The sequence below is a fragment of the Acidaminococcus sp. CAG:542 genome, from assembly GCF_000437815.1.
In the GTDB taxonomy this organism is placed as follows: domain Bacteria; phylum Bacillota; class Negativicutes; order Acidaminococcales; family Acidaminococcaceae; genus Acidaminococcus.
In genome coordinates, this window is sequence record NZ_FR902039.1 from 1 (window position 1) to 22344 (window position 22344).

Consider the following 22344-nt stretch of genomic DNA (forward strand, 5'->3'; position numbering starts at 1 on the left):
CATGAGCATTTCAACAGGGTGACAAACATACAACCACTAAATAAGCCCCTAGCCATGGCTATATTATTATAATATCTGTCTCAATTCGGTATGCCCCTTGTCTCAATTCGGGATGGCACAAAAAACGGCTTGCAAGCCCAAAATGCTAGGCTTCATGCGGGGGTTCGTCTTTTTCTTCAATTTTGATGTTTACTCTAGGATAGTGCTGAATCCCAATATTAGGTGCGGCAATGGCGTTAGGCGTACCGTTTTGAGACAAGTGCCGCCCCGTTTGAGGACAGCCATTTAACGGATTTCCAATTTTCCACACTTGCACCATTCTGTATTTTGAAGCCACTCGCTGATTTTTGCCTTTAAGAACGCAACGCACAAAACCCTTCTCTATCAGGTCTTTTATTGCACGATGAAAGGCGTTCGAACTTATACCGTATTTGCCGCAATATACTGAACGGGGGAAAGTGAAATCAAGTTCATTATTATTTTTTGCATAGTTCGCATAAACACTCATTCGCTCATAAATATATCTCGCCGTTATTGACAACGTTTTAAATACAGGGTGAGTCGCAAGACTCTCACCAACCTGTATGAATGAATCCTTTTGGTCGGGTCGGTTTGCCGTCAACCACGGGTTCAGATTGTTTTTCTTATTTCGCTTCTTGCCCAATTTATCACTTCCTTGTAGAGTTGATTAGAATGGAAGAGGGGCCGCACAACGGCAGCCCCCACGGGTTTCAGTTCCCCCAACGCTTCAAGAACTTTCTGGACATCTTCATGGTAATAGCCGTTTGGGCAATCCTGTATTCACGGATTTTATTGTACTTCGCCACATCCGCCCTTGTACGGGGTCGGTAGTAGCCGCCTTTGCCTTTCATGCAACTATTGATGAAATGCCGTCCTCGTTCCTTTTCCACCTGTGCAACAATCTGACGTTGGGTTAGGCCCGTGATTTCCATGAGTTCCGCCGTAGTGACAGCCGTTTCGGGGCTGTCAGCATGACGGGATTTTAAAATTTGATATATCATCAAATTCTCCTTTCGCTTGTAAAATGTAACGAACTATGTTACAATAAGAAAGACAGATACTTCTTTCCCGTTGTACTGTTCCAATCCGCTTCGTGTTTTTGTCCTTCACAGAGCGGATTTTTTTATTACGTCATTGCCTTGACTGGCAAATCTCTTTGCCGCCGTTGCGGGGCGCACCCCGAACCGAAACGCATACAGGGGACAGCGTTCCAGAGCGCACAATTTCACTTCTACGTTGCTCCCCCCGCTACACTCTAGGCAATATTCACGAATGGCCCGTATCGGCGTTTTTTTCGATTCAGTAACAATGATTTTCTTCTTCATGAAAAATCGTCCTTTCCATCAGCCGTGGTATTTCCGTGTCATCTATTTGGTGCATGGAATCTATCACGGCTGATTTTTTATTTTGAAAATCTGGCCCCTTGCTCGCTGTTTTTGGGCCTTTTCCGTCCATGTTCTTCCGTGATACCCTTGCCGCCGTCTGTCTTCACCCCCTCATGTAGTTTCGGTTACGGTCTTGCAGGTATGCGAGGAAATCCCGCCCCTTGATGAGCGTGGCACGGGGGCTGACATGAAGAATGCTGTTCTTGTACCGTGGTTCGGTTTCCATGATTCCCACGAACTTCCAAATCGTGCTACGTGTCAGAGAGAACATCTTTGCAAGTTGGGTCGTCCGTAACCATTGGTTCCCATCAAAATCGATGGGGGCGAACTGACGGAACAGCTTGCCGCCGATTTTGACCATCTCGTTCTCCTTCATGGAAATCATCTCCTTTCCATTAGACAGATTTTGTCGGGTTCAACCCCATAGAGTTTGCAGAGTTTCCAAAACCCTTCAAGGGTCGGGGTTGATTCACCCCGTTCCCAACGCCGCAAGGTGGTGGAAGTCACCCCGATGATGAAGGCGGCCATGTCTTGTGGAAGGCCCAACTGTTCCCGTGCCTTCTTCAATGTGTACTTTTCCATACAAATATCTCCTTCCCGATTCGTTGAACTGTCCAGGCTGACGGCTTACAGGGGCAGCGTAGTCAGCATTTTATTTTTGGATGAGTTCGAGGGGCGGAACATCGAGTGCGGCGGCAAGTTTGCCAATCGTGTCGATACGCACACCCCTCTTCTGTCCTTTCAGCACGTTGTTTATGGCTTGCCTTGTCACGCCCGATTTTTTGGCGAGGGCGGTTTGGTTGACTTCCTTCTTTGCCATTGCGTCCAACACGGCGTAAACGTTGATTCTCATGAGGAACACTTCCTTTCTCTAGTGTCTGAACATTTGGAACAGCATTTATTTTTACTATTCCATTTGGTTACATTTATACAGTAGCACACTTTTTCTAAAATTACAAGGGGCGACCATAATAGAAATTACGATTCAGTTGTTGACTAGGGTTAAACGCAACTGTATAATTGAGATGAGGTGATAAAAATGGTCGCAACCGCTAAAGATGATTCATTTGCAGGTAAATTGGGAAAGGCAATCCAGTTCTACAGAGAACGTGCCGAACTGACACAAGAAGAACTTGCACACGGGGCCAATATTTCTAGGCAAGCCCTCATAAATTACGAGGGTGGAAGAAGAACACCGTCCATTGAAATCTGTTGGAAAATCGCAAGGGTGTTGGGATTATCGCTTGACAGGCTCATAGATTACGAACCAGAAAGCGAGAAAGAAAAACTTGTAAACTTTTTGGAATCCTATGGGTATCGTTTGCAATTTCTCGAAAGAGATGGTTCCACGACCGTTGAACTTCTTTCTACTGAAAGCGTTGAGGGGTTTCCGTTCAGAATGTCGGATTCTAAAGACCGTTCTACCAAACTGTATGCGCCGCCCGTGCAATCCTACTATTTACCATATGAAAGAGTTGTTGAAATCGTCAGTCTTTTACAGTCAAAGGGCAACCATGTTGAACGGCGGCAACTGGATAACGCCTTCCGTCTTCTACAGGAAGAATCACTCTACCCCGCTATGATGGAGTTAGATAAAGACCCAAAATACAAGGAACTGAGAGCGAAATTCACTTCACTGAACCCGAACTTTTTCGATGTTTGCGAATATCTGGAAGAGCGGTATCACCCGTTCGACCTGTCCACAGTTCCCAAAAAATAACCCCCGTCCATGCGGGGGCTGATACCTTTATCCCATGTCTGGCGGCTTACAGGGGCAGCGTGGAACGGGAAAGAGGTATTGTATATGTGGATAACTGAAACGAAAAATTCGAAAGGTACACGGTATGTCTACCGTGAACGGTTCACCGATGAGAATGGGAAGACCTATTCCATTGCCGTCACCCTTGCCAAACACACGAAACAGGCTGAGGGCCAGGCACGGCGGATGTTGTTGAAGAAGTACAACGTCAAGAGGATGGCCAAACCGAAAAGGGCTGAAACGATAGCCAAAACGTTGACCATGCGGCAACTGTTGGGCGAATGGCTCGACTCTGTGAAAAGCGAGGTAAAGCCGCAGACACAACAAAATCACATCAATCAAGTTCGCAAGATTCTCTCCTTGCTTCCCGATGGGATTTTGTTCCGTGACGTTACCCCCGCCCTTGTGGAAAGGGCCATAAAATCCATGAACGCAAATTCACGAGGGTACTGTAATGCAGTGTTGGGAATCATCAAGAATTCCATGCGCTATGCGAAAAAGGCCCACTATATCGACAATATCAACGAATTTCTGGAAATCCGACTTCCCCGCCGTCCCATGACGATGGAAGAAGAAGGCAAGACCGCCAACAAGTTTTTGGAACGGGATGAATTGAAGGATTGTCTTCACCAACTTGTAGCGATAAACGAGAGAATCGGATACGCTATGGAGTTCATCAGCTTGACGGGGCTGAGGATTGGGGAACTTCTGGCCTTGCGGCGGGAAGATATCGACCTTAAAAAGAAGGAAATCCATGTCAATGGGACAATAACTCGTGTAGAATACGAGGAATTGCCCACCCGCCGTAGCACTCCTAAAAATGCGACTTCCTGTCGCACTGTGGCAATCAACTCCCGTGCCGTCAGTATCCTTGAATGGTTCATCACGGATGATAAAAGGAAATCTCTGTGGACGGACGGTTACAAGGACAAAGGTTACATTTTTACGGGTCGCTCTGGTTCTCCCTATGACTATAATACCATTGAATCGACTCTCAAAAAGGTTCGGGTCAATGGCAAGCACATCACTTCTCATATTTTTCGTCACACCCATATCAGTATGTTGGTAGAAGAAAACTTCCCCCTCAAAACCATTATGGCAAGGGTCGGACATTCCAACCCGCAAACCACGATGAAGATTTACACCCATGTCACCAGTAAAATGAAGGAAAAAGAACGGGAAGCCCTTGAAAAACTGACCATCTAAAAATGTGCAGAAATTGTGCAGAGCGTTGTTATTTTTACGGATTTCATCGAACATAAAGAAGGTGACGAAAAAGCCGAAAACCCGCATGGATTCTACGTTTACGGTCTGTTGCGAACATAAACGCAATTAGGCCGCCTAGATTTATTGCGAATTGTCTAACTACTCAGAAGTTGGCAATTTGAGTTTTTCCTATTGCATTCTTTTCTATTTTTTGTTAAAGTTGAAGCATCACTAGGGGCGCTATCGCTGAGAGACCTGACGGTCGACCCTTTGAACCTGATGCGGTTAATACCGCCGAAGGAAAGTGGTGAGGCTGTTTTGTCGGGCCGCTTTCCTTTTTTGCCAGGAAAGCGGCCCTTTTTGCATCCATGAAGGAGGATTTGTTTTATGCTGACCCAAAGACAAGCTGCGCTGCAGGGTAAAATCACTGACCAGATGGCGGAAGTGGCCCGCCAGGAAGGAGTAACCCCGGAATTCATCCGGGACGGAGTGGCCAAAGGCACCATCTGCATCCCCGCCAACATCAACCACAAGAACCTGGTTCCCCGGGGTGTGGGCGAAGGCCTTTCCACCAAGGTGAACGCCAACATCGGGACTTCTTCCGCTTTTCCGGATCCCGCTCCGGAACTGGACAAACTGAAAGCAGCCATCGACGCCGGAGCTGATGCGGTGATGGATCTGTCCACCGGCAACAACATCGACGCCTCCCGGAAGGCCATCATTGAACATTCCACCGTCATGGTGGGCACCGTACCCATTTATCAGGCCACGGTCCAGGCCATCAAGGCCCATGGCAAAGTGACGGAAATGGACAAGAACGACATTTTCACCGTAGTGGAACAGCAGGCCAAGGACGGGGCTGACTTCATGACCATGCACTGCGGCCTCACCCGCCAGTGCCTCCACAACCTGATCAACGAAGGCCGGGAAATGGACATTGTCAGCCGGGGCGGTTCTTTCCTGTCCGGCTGGATGCTCCACAACGGGAAGGAAAATCCCTTCTACGAATTCTACGATGAAATCCTGGACATCTGCGCCAAATATGATGTAACCATCAGCCTGGGCGACGGCTGCCGGCCCGGCTGCCTGGCAGACGCCACCGACCGGACCCAGATCCAGGAACTGCTGAACCTGGGCGAACTGACCCAGCGTGCCTGGGCCAAAGGGGTACAGGTGATGGTGGAAGGCCCGGGACATGTTCCCTACAACCAGATTGCCACCAACATGCAGCTCCAGAAACGGATCTGCCACGGTGCTCCCTTCTATGTGCTGGGGCCCCTGGTCACCGATATCGCTCCCGGCTACGACCACATCACTTCCGCCATCGGCGGTACCCTGGCCGCCTTTACCGGTGCCAACTTCCTGTGCTATGTGACCCCGGCCGAACACCTGGGCCTGCCGGACATCAACGACGTCCGGGAAGGGGTGGTAGCCGCCCGGATTGCCGGCCATGCCGCCGACGTGGCCAAAGGCCTGCCCTCTGCGGTAGCCCAGGATCTGGCCATGGCCAAAGCCCGGAAAGTCCTGGATTGGGACAAGCAGCTGAGCCTGGCCATCGATCCGGAAAAAGCCAGAGCCATCCGGTCTGCCAAGAACAAGAGCAGCGAAGAATACTGCTCCATGTGCGGAGACTACTGCGCCGTGAAGATCATGAACGAATACATGGACGAAGTCAAGGCGAAGAAGAGCAAATAAAAAACAGGGGCCTGGATGGCCCCTGTTTTTTTTGTCAATGGTCAATGACTGAAGGAAAAGATTCGTTGGATATGCAAAAAAAACGAGGGTATTGCACAGAATATGCAATACCCTCGTTTGAGGTTTCCATGATCCGGAACGGAAAATTACCGTTTGGAGAACTGGGAAGCCTTTCTTGCTTTTTTCAGACCGTACTTGCGGCGTTCCTTTTCCCGAGGATCGCGGGTCAGGAGACCGGCTTTCTTCAGCAGAGGACGGAAATCAGCGTCAACTTTCAGCAGGGCGCGGGCAATACCATGACGGATTGCGCCAGCCTGGCCGGAGATGCCGCCGCCAACAACGTTGGCCAGTACATCATATTTGCCCAGGGTTTCGGTGGTGTCCAGCGGCTGCCGAACAACCAGTTCCAGGGTCTTCAGGCCGAAGTATTCACTCAGTTCACGGCCGTTTACAACGATTTTGCCTTCGCCCGGAACAAGGCGAACACGGGCAACGGAGCTTTTGCGGCTGCCAGTTGCATCATACGTAACTTTTGCCATTTTCTAGTTCTCCTCTCCTCTTAGCGAATATCGATGGTCAGAACTTCAGGCTTTTGTGCAGCATGAGGATGTTCAGAACCAGCGTATACATGCAGTTTCTTGATGATCTGATTGCCCAGACGGTTGTGGGGAACCATACCCCGAACAGCCAGTTCCACCATTCTTACAGGGTTGTTCTTCAGCATATCCCCTGCTTTGGTGTATTTGTCGCCGCCCAGATACCCGGAGTGACGGAAGTAAACCTTCTGCACCAGTTTTTTGCCGGTCAGTTTCACCTGAGCAGCGTTGATGATGATCACGTGATCACCGGTATCCATATGCGGGGTAAAAGTCGGTTTATTTTTACCGCGGAGCACTTTGGCAACTTCTGCAGCCAGACGGCCCAGAGTCTTGTCAGCGGCATCCACTACATACCATTTGCGTTCAATGGTAGCCGGGGTGGCCATGTATGTTTTCATCCTTATTCCTCCTAATAAAAACTCAATCTTGAACTGTATCCAGTGATGAGTCTTTGGGTACGGGCCGGGGCTAACGGCGCATGCTCAAAGTGATACCGTAATATTGTACAGTATATTACAGCTGTTGTCAACTTCTTTTCTTTTCTCTGGCCAGGAAGTTGTACAGGGCGCCGATCAGCCCTGCATCATTGCCCAGGCCCGCAAAGGCCACGGTGGTCTTGTCCAGTACCACCGGCAGCAGTTCCTTTTTCAGGCTGTCCTGGAGCATGGGTTCCAGCAGGTCCTGCTGGGCCATGATGCCGCCCCCCAGGATCACCCGCTGGGGATTCATCATGTAGCAGATGGCCGCAATGCCTGTGGCCCACTGGTGGACGGTTTCCCGGAGCAGCCTGTGGAGAGGTTTGTCCCCGTGGCGGACCATTTCACAGAGGATCTTCCCGTTGAGGGTTTCCGGATCCACTCCTTTCAGCCGGGCGGCTTTCTGGACCAGGGCAGTGACGGAAGCGGCGTCCTCCCAGTGGTTCCGGCCGCCCAGTTTGGCCTGTCCCACTTCCCCGGCAGTGAAGGAATTCCCGGGCCAGAGTTTGCCGTCCAGTACAAAGGCGCCCCCGATGCCGGTGCCGATGGTGATGCAGAACAGGCTTTTGGCTCCCCGGCCGTTCCCCAGCCAGTATTCCCCCAGGGCTGCAGAGTTCACGTCATTTTCCACCCGGCAGGGCAGCTGGAGCTTCCGGGATACCAGCTGGACCAGATTGGTGCCGGTGAGCCCGGGAAAATGCGGAGCCGCATGGAGCACTTCCCCGGTCTGGGGATTGATCATGCCAGCCATGGAAATGGCGGCCCCCTGGATCTTGAAGTATTTCTGGTAAGAGCCGATCAGCCCCAGCACCTGGTCCAGGAAGGCGTCCACTCCGTCTTTGGCAATAACATTGGGGAGACTGTCCTTGTTGAACAGTCTCCCTCTGCTGTCTGCCAGGCCGTATTTGATGGCGGTGCCCCCAATATCCAGGCAGATGTATTTATCCATGGGTTCAGCCCTGTGTCTTGATGAAGGCGATGGCTTTTTCCATCCGTCCCAGGGTCTTTTCCCGGCCCAGGAGCACCATCACGTCGAACATGCCCGGGCTGAAGGTCCGGCCGGTCAGGGCCAGACGGGTGGGATGGATCACTTTGCCCAGGGACAGGCCCAGATCTTCCGCCAGCTTGTTGTAGCATTCCTCCGTAGTCTTCAGATCGAACACCGGCAGGGCTGCCAAGGCATCATGGGCTTTCTGGAGCAGGTCAGCGGCTTCCGGCTTGAAGGACTTGGCCACGCCTTTGGGATCGTAGCTGTCAAAATCCTTGAAGAAATAGCTGGCACCATCCGCCAGTTCTTCCAGGGTCTTTACCCGCACCCGGACCACATCCACCAGGTGGTCGAAGTATTCCTGATGAGCCGGCAGATAGCTGTCATCGATGAGTCCGGCTTTCTTGAAGAAAGGCACGGCGGCATCGGCGATTTTCCGCAGAGGCAGGTCGGAAAGATACTGGCCGTTGAGCCAGGTGAGCTTTTTCACATCGTATACGGCAGCCTTTTTGGACATTTTGCTGAAGTCAAAGGCTTTCACCGTGTCTTCCAGGGTGAAGATTTCCTGGTCATTGCCGGGCGCCCAGCCCAGCAGGGTCAGGTAGTTGATAATGGCTTCCGGCAGGTACCCTTTGTCCCGGAATTCTTCCACAGAGGTGGCCCCATGCCGTTTGCTCAGTTTGCTCCGGTCCGGTGCCAGGATCATGGGCATATGGCCGAATTCCGGTGCTTTCCAGCCCAGGGCATCGTAGATCACCAGCTGTTTCGGAGTGTTGGTCAGATGTTCTTCCGCCCGAAGCACATGGGTCATGCCCATGAGATGGTCGTCCACCACTACGGCAAAGTTGTAGGTGGGGATCCCGTTGGTCTTCATAATGACGAAATCATCGAACTGGTTCCAGTTGAAGGTCACGTCCCCGTGGATCATGTCATGGACGGTGATGGTGCCTTCTTTGGGCAGTTTGATCCGGATGGAATGGGCTTCTCCCGCTTCTACCCGTTTCTTGGCTTCCGCCGGATCCAGGTCCCGGCAGGTGCCTGCATAATGGAAAGGCTGCTTTTTCTTCCGCTGTTCTTCCCGCTGGGCTTCCAAATCGGCGGCGGAGCAGAAGCAGTAGTAGGCCTTGCCCTCATCCACCAGCTGCTGGCAGTATTTCCGGTACAGGTCCAGCCGTTCAGACTGGTAGTAGGGGCCATGGTCCCCGCCCACTTCCGGGCCTTCATCCCAGTCCAGGCCCAGCCATTTCAGGCTGGTGATGATCTGGGAGACGGAATCTTCCTTCAGCCGGTCCCGGTCGGTATCTTCGATCCGCAGGACCATCTTCCCCCCCTGGCTCCGGGCAAACAGCCAGTTGAACAGAGCCGTCCGGGCCCCGCCGATGTGCAGATACCCAGTGGGACTGGGAGCAAAACGTACACGTACTTCACTCATGGTTAGCACCTCTCCATTTCAATGATTGATTATTTTTCTTTGGGTTTCTGTTTCCGGGACGCTTCTGCATATTTGGTTCCCCGTTTGTTGGGACCTACAGCGCTTTTGCCCCGTTTGGGCACCCGTTTCTTCTTGGGACGCACCGGCTTCACCGTCCGGCGGACCTTCTCCCCGGCCAGATTCTGCCGTTCCAGGGTGATGTTCAGCTTCTTCTCCAGGTTCTGGAGCCAGCGGGTCTCATCCGCCGTATAGAAGGTGATGGCCGTGCCTTCGCTGCCGGCCCGGCCCGTCCGTCCGATCCGGTGGACATACCAGTCCGGATCGTGGGGAATGTCGTAGTTCACCACCTGGGTGATACCTTCCACATCCAGACCCCGGGCGGCAATGTCGCTGGCCACCAGGATCTGGAGCTTGGCCTTCCGGAAGTTTTCCATCACCTGGCGCCGCTTGGTCTGGGACATGTCCCCGTGGAGCACATCCACATTGAACCCTTCCCCATAGAGCCAGTCGCTGAGTTCGATGGCCCGTTCCTTGCTGCAGCAGAACACCAGCATCAGGAAGGGGTTGTACCGGCGGATCAGGGAAGCCAGGGCCTCTGCCTTGTGGTCTTCGCTGACCTTGATGCAGATCTGATGGATGGTGGAAGCGGTGGCTTCCCTGGGGGCAATGTCGATGACCAGGGGATTGGTGGTCAGCTGCCGGCCCAGTTTCCGGACTTCCTCATCCAGCGTGGCGGAACACATCATGGTCTGGTGGGGCTGGGGCATCAGGCTCAGGAGGGTTTCGATATCCTCCCCGAAGCCCTGGCGGAGCATTTCATCCACTTCGTCCAGCACCAGGTATTTCACCCCGCCCAGGCTGGTATTCCCCTTCCGCAGGTGATCCAGCAGCCGGCCGGGAGTTCCCACCAGCACCTGGGCCCTGTGGCCGATTTTCCGTTTTTCCTCTTCAAAATCCCGTCCGCCGCTGACTGTCAGGGTATGGATTCCCGTATCCCCGTCCAGTTTCCGGATTTCCCCGGCCGTCTGCTGGGCCAGCTCCCGGGTGGGGGAAAGGATCAGGGCCTGGACAAATTCCTTCTTCGGGTCCACTTTATCAAACAGGGGGATCACAAAGGACAGTGTCTTCCCTACCCCGGTCTGGGCACGGGCGATTACGTCCCGGCCGTTCAGAAGGGCCGGGATGGCACGCTCCTGTACAGGGGTGGGGATGTCCTTCCCCGTCCGATGGAGCTTCTCCACCATCGCCTCGTCCACTTTCAGCTGGGCAAAACCTGCCGCCATGGAATCATCTCCTCTCATTTTTCAATCGTACCCTTTATTATAGCGTAAAAACCGGAGGAAGGGAAGGAAAAAGGGGGATGGGGCGGCGAGTAAGAAGAAATCAGACCGTATCTTGTGGGTCTATCAGAAGTCAGCTATCAGCTTGGCCCGCAATAAGCAAATCTGGCCTGCTGCTGTATCGAACAACGCTGACATCTCAAAGCCCGGCAGGTTTCCTACTATGCCTGGCGGGATCTGGTGTATGTATCCCATCCCAAAAATGCAGACTATGAAAAGATGAACATTTTCATTCCTTCCGCCTATCTGGAGGGAAAATCCGTCAACCGCCTGGGGCAAAGGCCACGCGGGAGACTACGATCTGGAAGAATTGTTTGCCTGGATCGATTCCATTTGCAAATAAAAAAAGACCGCTGCCTGGGCAGCGGTTTTTTTTATTTTCTCCCCGGATACTGCTTCAATCCTTCCGCCAGGATGTGCATGGCTTTTTCCAGGTCTTTTACGTTCAGTACGTAGGCCAGACGGGCTTCGTCCTGTCCTCTGGTTACATCAGAAGCATAGAACCCGTTGCCGGGGGTGATCATCACAGTTTCCCCGTCGATGTCAAAGTCTTCCAACAGCCACTTGGCAAATTTTTCCGTATCGTCGATGGGCATTTTCACCATGACATAGAAGGCCCCTTTGGGATCGGAGGAAATCACGCCGGGCATCTGGGCCAGGAATCCCTTGATGGTATCCCTTCGTTTGGTATATTCTTTCTTCACATCTTCCCAGTAAGATTTGGGGGTGGTGTACAGAGCCGCAGCTCCCAGCTGCACAATGTCCGGACAGGAAAGCCGGGCCTGGCAGCATTTCAGCAGTTCCTGCTGGAGAGCCTTGTTCCGGGTGATCACGCAGCCGCTCCGGGCGCCGCAGGCGCTGTACCGTTTGGAGACGGAATCGATGAGCACCAGGTTGTCATCCAGTTCCCGGAGCCGTCCGAAGCTGGTGTATTGTCCATCATAGACGAATTCCCGGTACACTTCATCGGCAATGAGAGCCAGATCATATTTCCGGACAATCCGGGACAGCATGTCCATTTCTTCCCGGGTGTAGATTACCCCGGTGGGATTCCCCGGGTTGGAAATCAGGATGGCCCGGGTCTTGTCATTGATGTATTTTTCCACAGTTTCCTGATCCGGCAGATGGTAGCCGGTGTCCGGAGAGGTGGGAACCCCGTTGATTTCCACATTGTAGGCCCCGGTAAAGCTCTTGTAGTTGGCATAGAAGGGCTCGAACATGAGCACATTGTCCCCCGGGTCACAGGTGGTCATAATGGCAAAGGAAATGGCTTCACTGCCCCCGTTGGTGACAAAAATATCGTCCAGGGCATAGTCCATATCCCAGGATTCATAATATCCCTGGATGGCTTTCAGCAGTTTGGCATCCCCCTGGGATTTTCCATAGGCCACCACTTTGGGATGGTAGGAGGCCACCCCTTCGAAGAAACTTTCCGGGGTGGGGATATCCGGCTGTCCGATATTCAGATGATAGATCTTTTTGGTCTTTTCCACCCGGTTGGCAATAGGCGCCAGTTTCCGGATGGGGGATGTGGGAATGTGCAGCGTCCGTTGGGAAATGTGCATGGTTCTTGTTCCTCCTTACAGTAAATCTCCAAAAATCGAATGGCCAATGAATTCCCGGATAATGGAGTTGTTGGGAATGGCCTTGTCGTCTATGGATTCTACGATCTGCAGCATATCCAGGAAATTGCGGGCAACCGGATATTCTGCTGCATCCCGGGGAATCTGTTCCAGCAGGGGGCAGGCATATTTTTTGAATACGGCCAGCTCATAAATGAGGGTGGTATTGAACATAATGTCCGCTTCTTCGCTGAAGGGAAAAATGTTCCGTTCTTCTCCCTGACGCACCTTGTGCCAGTTCTGGATGGTCTGGCGGGCATCATGGGAGCGGAACTGGGAATCCCGGACCATCCGGCGGAGCAGCCGCATATCGGTGGTGGGAATCCGGTTGTAATCATCAAAAGAAAGAGGCGTCAGGGCGCTGATGTAGATCTTCAGCTTGTTCCTGCGCCGGACCCGGGCGGAAAGCTTCTCGTTCATCCCATGGATGCCTTCCACTACCAGGACTCCGTCATCCCCCAGATACACCTTCTGGCCCCGATATTCCCGGTGGCCGGTCTTGAAATTGAAGTAAGGGATTTCCACGGTTTCGTCCCGGAGCAGCCGTTCCATATGCTCATTGAACAATTCTGTATCCAGGGCTTCAATGGATTCAAAATCGTAGCTGCCATCCGGCAGACGAGGGGTCTGCTCCCGCTCCTTGAAATAATTGTCCAGGGAAATGGGAATGGGCCGCAGGCCGTTCACCCGCATCTGCACTGCCAGCCGCTGGGAAAAGGTGGTCTTCCCGGAGGAAGAGGGGCCGGCGATCAGCACCAGCCGTACATTCCGTCCATCCGCGTCGATTTCATCAGCGATCCGGGCAATGGATTTTTCATGGTAGGCTTCGCACATCTGGATGATGCCCCGGCTGTTCCCTTCCCGGATGTACTGGTTCAGGGCTGCCACCGTAGGACAGTGCATCACCTGGCCCATTTTTTCCGACTGGGCATAGACTGCCGCCAGCTTTTTCCGTTCCACATAGGGTTCCAGACGGTCCAGCTGGTCCTGGCGGCCGTACCGGAGCAGGATCCCGGACCCCATCCACACCAGTTCAAAGGCCTTCAGGCAGCCCAGATTGGGCAGCAGGGGCATCACCGAATAGGCAAACCGGTCCCCCACCCCGTAAAGGTTGATCCGGTAATCCTCCGGCAGGGCATCCAGCAAAGGAGCCTCATCCTGGAAGAACTGGGGCTTCACATAGGACCGGGCTTCATCCCGGCTCAGCTGCCGGATCTGGACCGGTTCCTGATCCCGGATCATCTCTTCCATGCAGTGGGTCACATCTTCCAGATCATATTTGCTCAGGAAGATCTTGTTCTTGACCGAACAGAAAAGGCCATGACCAAAGGTGTTTTCCACTTCCAGCTGGATTTCCGGCCGTCTCCGGTTCATGGCGGCAATCAGGGCAAACTGGAAGGTGGCAATGTAGGACCGGTATCCCTGCTCACTGTCCAGGGGATAGAAGGTCACATGATCCCCGTCCTGAGGACACAGCTGCAGCGGCTGGGGCTGGCCGTTCACCACCCCCAGCGCCACGGGACTGCTGTAGAGCTGTTTGTAGGATTGGGCGATGACTCCGAGAGGCGTCCCGTCCTGAAATGCTTTTGGTTTTCCGTCTGGTCCTGTAATCTGCATCTGTTCCGCTCCCCTTTTCTGTTTTCTGGATCTGTCAGCCCGCAGGCTGCCTGTGCTGCTTTCCGGCTCCTTTTGTTTTTTAGTCTTCTCCCACTTCGTCCATGGCTGCTTTAATTTTGGCTGCCATGCCGTAGACTTTATGCTTGGGCACTCCGCATACGGCTACCCGGACCCCGGCTGCCAGAGGCACGCAGAAAATATTGTCTTCATGGAGCCGGTCGCAGACCGCTTCCGGATCCTTGGCGGGAATGGACAGGAAGAAACCGGAAATGTAGGGCAGCATCTTCAGGCCGCACTTTTTGGCTTCATCCGTAAAGATGTCTCCCCGTTCCTGGATCATGCTGTAGTAATGGGCCCGTTCCTTCTGGATGGTTTCCAGCAGTTCCGGATCACTGTAGATGGTGTCCAGGGTATCCATGGCACCCCGGTTGCAGTTGGACCAGCAGGCCCGGCTGGTGTATTTGTTGGCGTTGATGAATTCCAGGATCTGTTTTTCATCACTGGTGACCCCGATAAGAGCTCCGCAGCGCTGGCCGTACATGGTGAAACTCTTGGACAGGCTGTAGGCGATCAGGCCAAAGATGTTTTTGGGCAGGTTGGACAGCTTCCGGAAGATTTTCCGGACTTCTTCCCGTTCCCCGGCATAGTCGATGTAAGCCACATCCAGGCACAGAGCGGCGGTTTTGTCGGTACCGGCAATGGCGGCTTCCAGCATCTTCACCACATTTTCAATGTCTTCCGGAGTCAGGCTGAACCCGGTGGGATTGTGGGCCGGAGTATTGATAATCAGCAGGATCCGGTCCTGTTGGGCCAGGATTTCCCGGACTTTGGCTTCACAGCCGGCCAGGTTGAACTTGTGTTCCGGGGTGGTCATGGGATAAGTGGCCAGGTGACGGTCCATATCCTCGCAGATCTGGTTGTAGGCTCCCCAGTACCAGGCAGAGGTCAGAACGGTATCTCCGGCTTCCGCATAATTCCAGACAGCATGATGGATGGCCCCGGTGCCTCCGGCGGTGGCAATGGCTGCCGTAAACCCTTCCGGACGGGACTGGCTGAAGCAGGCGTTCTGAACCAGTTCCAGATATTCCGGCAGGCCCATGATGGGGGCATATTTAAAATATTCCGCGTCTTTCAGGCTCCGGTATACTTTGCTGACTGTGGGCAGCACCACAAAGTTTTCATCATTGTCCAGGATGCAGCCGATGGTGGCATTGATCACCGCATCTGCGCCGATTTCGCTGATCCGTTTCTGGGCCGCTTCGCTGGCTCCAAAAATACGGTCCTTGGACGGCTTGGTCTTCTTCTGGGCATGTGGTGCAACACAGCTGTTCATCATAATAATAGGTCCTCCCCTCAGTAAAAAGCGAACGTTTTTAAAACGAGAATAATCGTTGTACATTCTATTATCTCATTATTAACGAAATCGGTCAATAAGAAGTGTGTATTTCTCCCGATTTGGAACTTTTCACAGGGCCTGTTATGAATTTTCCGTGAAACAGCACTTTTTCCCCTTTTTCCCGGGCCTCCAGCCGCCCCTCCCGGGTCCACACCCCGGGATACCGGGCTTCCCACCAGCGGAAAAAAGTCACCAGCCGGGGATAGGAGCCTTCCAGTTCCGCTTCCAGGCCAGCCGGATCCTTTTTTCCTTTCGGAGTCAGGGGAGCCAGTCGGATCACCTGGAGCCCGTTCCGGGCAGCGGCAGCTTCCAGGGCCCCCAGCCAGGCTTCCGGAGGCAGGGAGGGATTCTCCCGTTTTCCCTGTTCCAGCAGACTTTTTTCCCGGGCCTCCTGTTCCGGATCCCACCGGGCTGCAAAAAGGGCCAGCTGCTCCAGTTTCTCCTTCCGGACCTCATTCTGTCTTTTCACAGTCAGCAGTTCCCGGCCCAGAGGGAGCACCAGCCAGGTCCACAGGCACAGTACGCCCAGGCCTAGCAGGGCTCCCTGGAACGGATCCTCCCGGAGCCGGGAAACCAGCGGTTTCTTTTCATCCATGAGTTTCCTCCTCTTTCAGACGGATCTGGAGGGCAAAACCGGTCAGATCTGATTCCCTTTCTTCCTGTTCCAGCCGGTCCAGTTTCACCTGGATCACTTCCGGCCGCTGCTGGAGGCGTTTTACCAGCTGGAGAGCCCCATTCCTTTTCAGGCTCCGGCCTTCCAGATGCAGGACCTTTCCCTCCTTCTGCTGTTCCACCCGGGTAAGCCAGCAGTCTGACGGCACCTGGTTCCCCAGGAGAGTCAGGAAATCCCCCCAGTTCACCTGCTGCCGGATCCGCTGCTTTTTTTCTTTCTGCTGCCGGGCCAGCTGTTTCCGCCGCTGCTGCTGTGCCTGCCAGAAGGTTTCCCAGCCGGAGACCTGCTGCAGCTGTAAGATGCACCGTTCCTGTTCCTTCCGGGCCAGGAAAAGGCATCCGGCCAGCCATAGACAAAGGATCAGGGAAACCGCCGCCAGTTTCTTTCCCAGGGCCGACCAGGAGATCCGGGACAGCCTTCCCGTTCCCTGCCGGAACAGGGAAAAGCAGAAACCACTCTCCCGTCCGGCCCCCAGGATCCCTCCCAAAACACCCCACAGGCCAGCTGTAAGAACCGCCTGCTTTTTCTCTTCATAATAGGGAGCCCATTGGAAGCGGGGTTCCAGTTCCAGGACCTGAGCAGGGCATTCCCACTGCTGCCGGAAGAATTCCAGCCAGGCAGCCTGTTCCTGTTCCGTACCGCCGGCCAGATACAGACCGGACGGCCCGTCCTGGAACCGGTCCCGGACCCCGGGAGACAGATGTTCCCACAGGGTTTCCACCGCCTCGTCCCGCTGGTCCCGGAAAGGTTCTCCCCGACCGGATCCCGGCAGGTTCCGACAGGCCAGGAGACGGCCCCGGGCATACCAGGCCCCCTGGAGGCCTTCTTCTCCCAGGATCAGGAGAAATCCCGCCTCCTCTTTTTCCAGCCACCATCCCCAGGCCGCCGGAGCCCCTTCCACCTGCAGGATTTCCCAATCCAGCTGCCGGCTGATGACCCCTACGGTATCCAGCAGGGCCAGGGGCACGGCTCCCGCCAGGATTTCTTCCTTCCGGTCCGGACAGGGTTCCGTCCCCAGGGCAAAAGAACCCGGGGGATAGGGGATCTGCTGTAGGATCTCCCAGGATGCCGCCTGGATCTGTTCCTTCCGGGACAGACCGGGCAGGGACAGATTCCGGAATTCCAACAGATCCGGCCCCAGGAGCCACAGGATAGATTGGGCTGTAACCCCCCGTTTGGCACAGACTTCCTGGAGCCACAGGGCCGGTTTCTCCCCCTGCTGCCGGTACAGGGCCAGCCGGATCCGTTCCGGCCAGGCCAGTTCCTGGTACCGTTCCACTTCCCAGGCTTTCTTCTTTTTCCGGACCTGAACCAGAGTCACCCGGTCTCCGCTGATTTGAACACCCAGCAGCTGCCGGGGCCAGGGAGACAGCCGGCGCCGGAGCCACCCTGCAGCCTGGCCCAGCCGGGCTTTTCCTTCTTCCAGCCCCGGTCCTGCAAGCCCAAGGACACACAGCAGCATCCTGTCCGGTTCCATCAGCCCAAAGACAGAACGGAACCGGAGCAGCAGTCCGGCCAGGACGAAATAGGGAGCCAGGGGCACCTGTACTGGTGCCTTGTCCCATCCGTTGTTTTCCGGATTAAAGGCAAACAGACAGACGGAAACAAAAGCAAGGCCGGCAGCCAGGAAAAGGCCCTGGAGCCCTGTCCAGGGTCCCAGCCACAGACCCATCACCGCTGCCAGTTTGGGATCCCCGGCTCCCATGCCCTGGGGATACCGCCAGTGGATCAGCTGGAGCAGTCCCCCCAGCAGTCCGGCCCCTGTCAGAGGAGACAAAAAATCTCCGTCCGTCAGTCCGTGGAGAAGCAGGAACAACAGTCCCAGGGGAAGGAAAAAAACTTCGTACAGCTGCATTTCGTCCCTGTCCGTCCAAGCCATAAGGAGCAGTAGGCTCACACAAGCCAGCCTCAGAGCCAGTACCGCCGGAGGCCCGGGCATCCGGGAAAGGAGCAGGAACAGGGCTCCGGCTTCCGCTTCCCGCCAGAACAGGGATACGGTCAGTTCTTTGCCGCAGTGCCGGCATTTTCCCTTCTGGCGCAGATAACTGACCAGAGGGATCAGTTCTCCCGGCCCCAGGATATGGCCGCAGCTGTCACAATGGGACCGGCCCCAGATAATGGATTCTTCCCGCCGGAGCCGGTTGGCGCACAGATTCAGGAAGCTGCCCAGACAGGAGCCCAGGGCGAACCAGAAAAAGGAAATGAGCAAAGACAGCCATGGAAGGGAAATCATGGTTCCGCCCTCCTATCCCTGGATGCTGGTCCGCAGCTGGATGGCTTCGCCCAGATGGAACGCCGTGATGTCCTCACTGCCGGCCAGATCCGCAATGGTCCGGGCCACTTTGATGATCCGGTCATGGCTCCGGGCACTGAGGCCCAGGCTGACGAAATATTTTTCCAGCAGGGCTTCCGCCTGAGGTGTCAGAGGACAGAAGGCCTTGACCTCCCGCCGGCCCATACTGGCGTTGCAGAACAGGTGGGTGCCTTTCAGCCGTTCCCGCTGGACCTGACGGGCTGCCACCACCCGTTCCCGGATGGCCGCGGAGCTTTCCCCCTTCTTTCTGCTTTTCATTTCCTGGTACTGGAGCCGGGGCACGTGGATCTGGATGTCGATCCGGTCCAGGAGGGGCCCGGAAATCTTCTTCTGATACCGGGCGATGTCCCCGGGCCGGCAGGTGCACTGGTGAAGGTTGTCCTCTTCTCCCCAGAACCCGCAGGGACAGGGATTCTGGGCCGCCACCAGGATGAACCGGGCGGGATAGGTGAGAGAGGCCTGGACCCGGCTGATGGTGACCATCCCGTCTTCCAGGGGCTGCCGGAGCACTTCCAGGGCGCTCCGGGAAAATTCCGGCAGCTCGTCCAGAAACAGGACTCCGTGATGGCTGAGGGTCACCTCTCCGGGATGGGGGATGCTGCCCCCTCCGATGAGTGCCGACTGGGAAACCGTGTGGTGGGGGCTCCGGAAAGGCCGTTCCACCATAATGCCGTGGTGGCCTTTCAAAAGGCCGGAGATGCTGTAGATCTTGGTCACTTCCAGGGCTTCTTCCTCGGTCATGGGCGGCAGGATGGAAGGCAGCCGCCGGGCCAGCATGGTCTTCCCGGCTCCGGGAGCCCCCACCATCAGCACATTGTGGCCTCCCGCCGCAGCGATTTCCAGGGCCCGCTTGGCCACTTTCTGGCCCTGGACGTCTGCAAAGTCCACGGTATCCTCCAGGGGTTTCTCCAGTTCCAGCACCTTTTTGGCCAGAGGCTCCAGAGGCTGCTTTTCCTGGAAATGGTCCACGATCTGCCCCAGGTTGTCCGCTGTATAGACCTGGATACCATCCACCAGTTCCCCTTCGGTGGCGTTGCCGGAAGGGATGAAAATGGCCGGCAGCCCTTCGTCCCGGGCCCGGAGGATCATGGGCAGGATCCCGTTCACCGGGCGCAGGGATCCATCCAAGGCCAGCTCTCCGGCAAACACGGGCATGGGGTCCGGCAGTTTCACATACTTCTTGGCAGCCAGCACCCCCAGGGCAATGGGCAGATCCAGTCCGGCCCCATCCTTTTTCAGGTCCGCCGGAGCCAGGTTCACGGTTATGTGGGTGTCCGGGAACCGGAAGCCGGAATTCTTCACCGCAGCCTTCACCCGCTCCCGGGCCTCCTTCACTGCCGTATCCGGCAGCCCCACCATTTCAAAGGCAGGCATGCCGTTGGTCACATCCACCTCCACTGTAACCATTTCTCCGTTGATCCCGCGGGTGGTTTCCCCCCAGGTCCGTGCGTACATGGAATCAGCTCCTTTGTCGTGTATCGTGAGTCGTTCATCGTGTGTCGTTTGCCGTGATTGGAGAAACCACCGATTTCTTCATCCAAAGCCACCCACGCTGGCATCCATCGGCAGTTGACCATTGACAGATTTTATACTTAAAAGCAATTCTTCAAATGATTCAGAGAAATTTTCCCATACAGATCCAGGATCTCGATAATATCGAACCGGCTCCTGTACCGGATCACCGGATTCTCCCGCAGGTAGCACCAGGCGGTTTTCCGGAGGCGGATCTGTTTGTCCCGGGTCACGGCGGCGGCAGGGCGGCCGAATTTCAGACTGTGCCGGGTCTTTACTTCCACAAAGGCCAGCACTCCCCAGTGCCGGGCAATGATGTCGATTTCTCCCCAACTGCTCCGGTAGTTCCGGTCCAGGATCTCATATCCCTGTTTTTCCAGATAGCGGACGGCCGCCTCCTCCCCCCAGTTCCCGAACCGGCGGCGTTGGTGGACCATACTGATTCCCTCCTTTTTTGTTCAATGTCAGCTTTGCTGACTTCCTTAAGCCGTTGACAGCTGACCGGGCTGTTGCCCTGGCAACAGCCCCCTATTTCAACTTCAGCAGTTTGTTTTCACTGACGGCGGGTTCTTTCAGATCCATGGACTTCAGAGGTTCGAAGCTTCTCCGGTGCCAGGGGCTGGGGCCGCAGTCCAGGATGGCCTGGATGTGCCGGGCGGTACCGTATCCCTTGTGTTTGGCAAATCCGTACTGGGGATAGTCCCGGTCCAGGTCTTCCATGATATGGTCCCTTGTGACCTTGGCGATGATGGAAGCGGCCGCCACCGCTGCACTTTTGCTGTCCCCCCGAACCATATCCTCCACAGGGATCCCCGGAATCTCCAGGGGCATGGCATCGGTAATGGCCCCCTGAGGGTGCACCTTCATATGGGTCAGACACAGGGTCATGGCGGTTTTGGCCGCCTGGTAGATGTTCAGCCGATCGATTTCCCTGGGTCCCAGGATGCTGACGGTAACGCTAACCGCCTGTTCCAGGATCTCTCCATACAGGGTTTCCCGCCGGGCAGGAGTGACCTTTTTGGAATCGGTAAGACCGGGCAGCCAGATTCCGTGAGGCAGGATCACTGCCGCCGTCACCAAAGGTCCGGCCAGCGGCCCCCGGCCCGCTTCGTCGCAGCCGGCCACCTGATCCATACCCCGTTCCCAAAATTCCCGTTCCAGATCCTGGAGCCGTTCCAGCCGTTCCCGTTCCAGTTTCCGGGCTGCCTGTTTCCGGTCATAGGCTTCCAGCAGTTTCCGGACACCGGTCCGCCCATCCTTCCGCCAGCGTTCCAGTTCTGCTTCTTCCGGCCCCAGTTTCAGCTGTTCCCGGATTACCTGGATGCTCTCTTTTTTTTCCATGTCAGGCCTCGTCCCGGGGAGCGGCTTCCAGGGAGAAGGATCCCAGTTTCCCGGTCTTGAAGTCACGGAGAATCATCTGGATTGTTTTATTCATATCCAGGACTCCGCCGGCTTTCAGGCAGCCCCGGGCCCGGGCGATTTTTTCCTCCGCCGCTTCCACGGTATCTTCCGGTGTCAGTTCGATCCGGTAACTGGCGGACAATTCCTGGGGATACAGCTTCATCAGCCGTTGGACCAGGATATGGACGGCGGTTTCCTGATCAAAGACCTCTTCCCGGATGGCACCGGTCACCGCCAGGCAGAACCCGGTTTCCGGATTGTCGAATTTGGGCCACAGGACACCGGGGGTATCCAGCAGTTCCAGCCCCTTCCCCAGGATCACCCACTGAGGCCCCCGGGTCACCCCCGGCTTGTTCTGGGCTGCGGCTTTGTTCTTCCCCAGCAGCCGGTTGATCAGGGTGGATTTCCCCACATTGGGGATTCCTACGATCATCACCCGGATGGACCGGTTCCGTACGCCCTTTTTCCGCCATTTTTCCAGGGTGGGTTCTCCGGCTTTCTGGATGGCATTCACCAGGGCCTTGACTCCCTTGCCTTTCTGACAGTCCACCTCCAGGGCCGTAAAGCTGTGCTTCTTAAAATAGGCCAGCCAGTCCCGGGTCCGGTCCGGATCTGCCATGTCCGTCTTGTTCAGCACCACGATTTTCTGCTTGCTGCCGATCAGCTGCTGGAGCATGGGGTTGGCACTGGACCGGGGAATCCTGGCGTCCAGCAGTTCCACCACCACATCCACCAGTTTCAGGTTGGCTTCCATCATCCGTTTGGCCTTGGTCATATGGCCGGGGAACCACTGGATATGGAATTTCTTTCCGCCGATTGTATTTTCCATGGGTACATCCTTTCTTATCCAAACAGGCAACGCCTGTCAATATGCATAGGCCCCATTATACCATGCTTCCCATTCAGAA

22 protein-coding genes and 1 riboswitch are annotated in these 22344 nt (G+C 55.1%); of the genes, 3 read left to right on the plus strand and 19 right to left on the minus strand.

Features of this window, described 5'->3' with window-relative positions:
- Positions 1 to 145: 145 nt before the first annotated feature.
- The 5 genes from QVO43_RS02410 to QVO43_RS02430 form a co-directional block, all read right to left on the minus strand.
- Positions 146 to 664: a hypothetical protein gene (locus tag QVO43_RS02410; protein WP_022487012.1), complete on the minus strand. Its 519-nt coding sequence runs from the start codon at positions 662 to 664 to the stop codon at positions 146 to 148.
- 463 nt (positions 665 to 1127) lie between these two features.
- Complete coding sequence (locus QVO43_RS02415; protein ID WP_022487014.1) at positions 1128 to 1346, minus strand: hypothetical protein; 219 nt, start codon at positions 1344 to 1346, stop codon at positions 1128 to 1130.
- 163 nt (positions 1347 to 1509) lie between these two features.
- A complete protein-coding gene (locus QVO43_RS02420) occupies positions 1510 to 1782 on the minus strand; it encodes a hypothetical protein (protein WP_022487015.1) in 273 nt (90 codons plus the stop codon).
- A gap of 5 nt (positions 1783 to 1787) precedes the next feature.
- Positions 1788 to 1988 carry a helix-turn-helix domain-containing protein gene (locus QVO43_RS02425; protein ID WP_022487016.1) on the minus strand — a complete coding sequence of 67 codons (201 nt, stop codon included), beginning with the start codon at positions 1986 to 1988 and terminating at the stop codon, positions 1788 to 1790.
- Positions 1989 to 2058: 70 nt separating this feature from the next.
- Complete coding sequence (locus QVO43_RS02430; protein ID WP_022487017.1) at positions 2059 to 2259, minus strand: helix-turn-helix domain-containing protein; 201 nt, start codon at positions 2257 to 2259, stop codon at positions 2059 to 2061.
- A 186-nt stretch (positions 2260 to 2445) separates the two neighbouring features.
- Between QVO43_RS02430 and QVO43_RS02435 the strand changes: the two genes are divergently transcribed.
- From QVO43_RS02435 to thiC, 3 genes are all read left to right on the plus strand, one after another.
- Entirely contained in the window at positions 2446 to 3126 is a 681-nt protein-coding gene (locus QVO43_RS02435; RefSeq protein ID WP_022487018.1) for a helix-turn-helix transcriptional regulator, read from the plus strand.
- An 84-nt stretch (positions 3127 to 3210) separates the two neighbouring features.
- The gene (locus QVO43_RS02440; RefSeq protein WP_022487019.1) at positions 3211 to 4371 is read left to right on the plus strand and encodes a tyrosine-type recombinase/integrase; all 1161 of its coding nucleotides are present in this window, start codon (positions 3211 to 3213) and stop codon (positions 4369 to 4371) included.
- Between the two features lie 223 nt (positions 4372 to 4594).
- Positions 4595 to 4691, plus strand: a riboswitch (TPP riboswitch).
- 67 nt (positions 4692 to 4758) lie between these two features.
- Positions 4759 to 6066: a phosphomethylpyrimidine synthase ThiC gene (gene thiC, locus QVO43_RS02445; protein WP_022487020.1), complete on the plus strand. Its 1308-nt coding sequence runs from the start codon at positions 4759 to 4761 to the stop codon at positions 6064 to 6066.
- A gap of 146 nt (positions 6067 to 6212) precedes the next feature.
- On the opposite strand, the gene rpsI is transcribed toward thiC, so the two are convergent.
- From rpsI to ylqF, 14 genes are all read right to left on the minus strand, one after another.
- Entirely contained in the window at positions 6213 to 6605 is a 393-nt protein-coding gene (gene rpsI, locus QVO43_RS02450; RefSeq protein ID WP_012937880.1) for a 30S ribosomal protein S9, read from the minus strand.
- A gap of 20 nt (positions 6606 to 6625) precedes the next feature.
- Positions 6626 to 7063: a 50S ribosomal protein L13 gene (rplM, locus tag QVO43_RS02455; RefSeq protein ID WP_022487021.1), complete on the minus strand. Its 438-nt coding sequence runs from the start codon at positions 7061 to 7063 to the stop codon at positions 6626 to 6628.
- Between the two features lie 127 nt (positions 7064 to 7190).
- Positions 7191 to 8090 carry an ROK family protein gene (locus QVO43_RS02460; RefSeq protein ID WP_022487022.1) on the minus strand — a complete coding sequence of 300 codons (900 nt, stop codon included), beginning with the start codon at positions 8088 to 8090 and terminating at the stop codon, positions 7191 to 7193.
- 4 nt (positions 8091 to 8094) lie between these two features.
- The gene (gene gltX / locus QVO43_RS02465; RefSeq protein WP_022487023.1) at positions 8095 to 9561 is read right to left on the minus strand and encodes a glutamate--tRNA ligase; all 1467 of its coding nucleotides are present in this window, start codon (positions 9559 to 9561) and stop codon (positions 8095 to 8097) included.
- A 29-nt stretch (positions 9562 to 9590) separates the two neighbouring features.
- The gene (locus QVO43_RS02470) at positions 9591 to 10844 is read right to left on the minus strand and encodes a DEAD/DEAH box helicase (RefSeq protein WP_022487024.1); all 1254 of its coding nucleotides are present in this window, start codon (positions 10842 to 10844) and stop codon (positions 9591 to 9593) included.
- Between the two features lie 431 nt (positions 10845 to 11275).
- Positions 11276 to 12466 (minus strand): pyridoxal phosphate-dependent aminotransferase, encoded by a 1191-nt coding sequence (locus QVO43_RS02475; protein WP_022487025.1) that lies wholly within the window; start codon positions 12464 to 12466, stop codon positions 11276 to 11278.
- A gap of 15 nt (positions 12467 to 12481) precedes the next feature.
- On the minus strand, positions 12482 to 14140 hold the full coding sequence (locus QVO43_RS02480) for a nucleoside kinase (RefSeq protein WP_022487026.1): 1659 nt from the start codon (positions 14138 to 14140) through the stop codon (positions 12482 to 12484).
- A 79-nt stretch (positions 14141 to 14219) separates the two neighbouring features.
- Entirely contained in the window at positions 14220 to 15476 is a 1257-nt protein-coding gene (locus QVO43_RS02485; protein ID WP_022487027.1) for a pyridoxal phosphate-dependent aminotransferase, read from the minus strand.
- Positions 15477 to 15567: 91 nt separating this feature from the next.
- Entirely contained in the window at positions 15568 to 16131 is a 564-nt protein-coding gene (locus tag QVO43_RS02490; protein WP_022487028.1) for a hypothetical protein, read from the minus strand.
- Positions 16124 to 18442 (minus strand): prepilin peptidase, encoded by a 2319-nt coding sequence (locus tag QVO43_RS02495; RefSeq protein WP_022487029.1) that lies wholly within the window; start codon positions 18440 to 18442, stop codon positions 16124 to 16126. The genes QVO43_RS02490 and QVO43_RS02495 overlap by 8 nt, the downstream gene beginning before the upstream one ends.
- 12 nt (positions 18443 to 18454) lie before the next feature.
- Entirely contained in the window at positions 18455 to 19978 is a 1524-nt protein-coding gene (locus QVO43_RS02500; RefSeq protein ID WP_022487030.1) for a YifB family Mg chelatase-like AAA ATPase, read from the minus strand.
- Between the two features lie 137 nt (positions 19979 to 20115).
- Positions 20116 to 20472, minus strand: a complete 357-nt coding sequence (locus QVO43_RS02505; protein ID WP_022487031.1) for a YraN family protein — start codon at positions 20470 to 20472, stop codon at positions 20116 to 20118.
- Positions 20473 to 20563: 91 nt separating this feature from the next.
- A complete protein-coding gene (locus QVO43_RS02510; RefSeq protein ID WP_022487032.1) occupies positions 20564 to 21376 on the minus strand; it encodes a ribonuclease HII in 813 nt (270 codons plus the stop codon).
- A 1-nt stretch (position 21377) separates the two neighbouring features.
- On the minus strand, positions 21378 to 22265 hold the full coding sequence (gene ylqF, locus QVO43_RS02515) for a ribosome biogenesis GTPase YlqF (protein ID WP_022487033.1): 888 nt from the start codon (positions 22263 to 22265) through the stop codon (positions 21378 to 21380).
- Between the last annotated feature and the right edge of the window lie 79 nt (positions 22266 to 22344).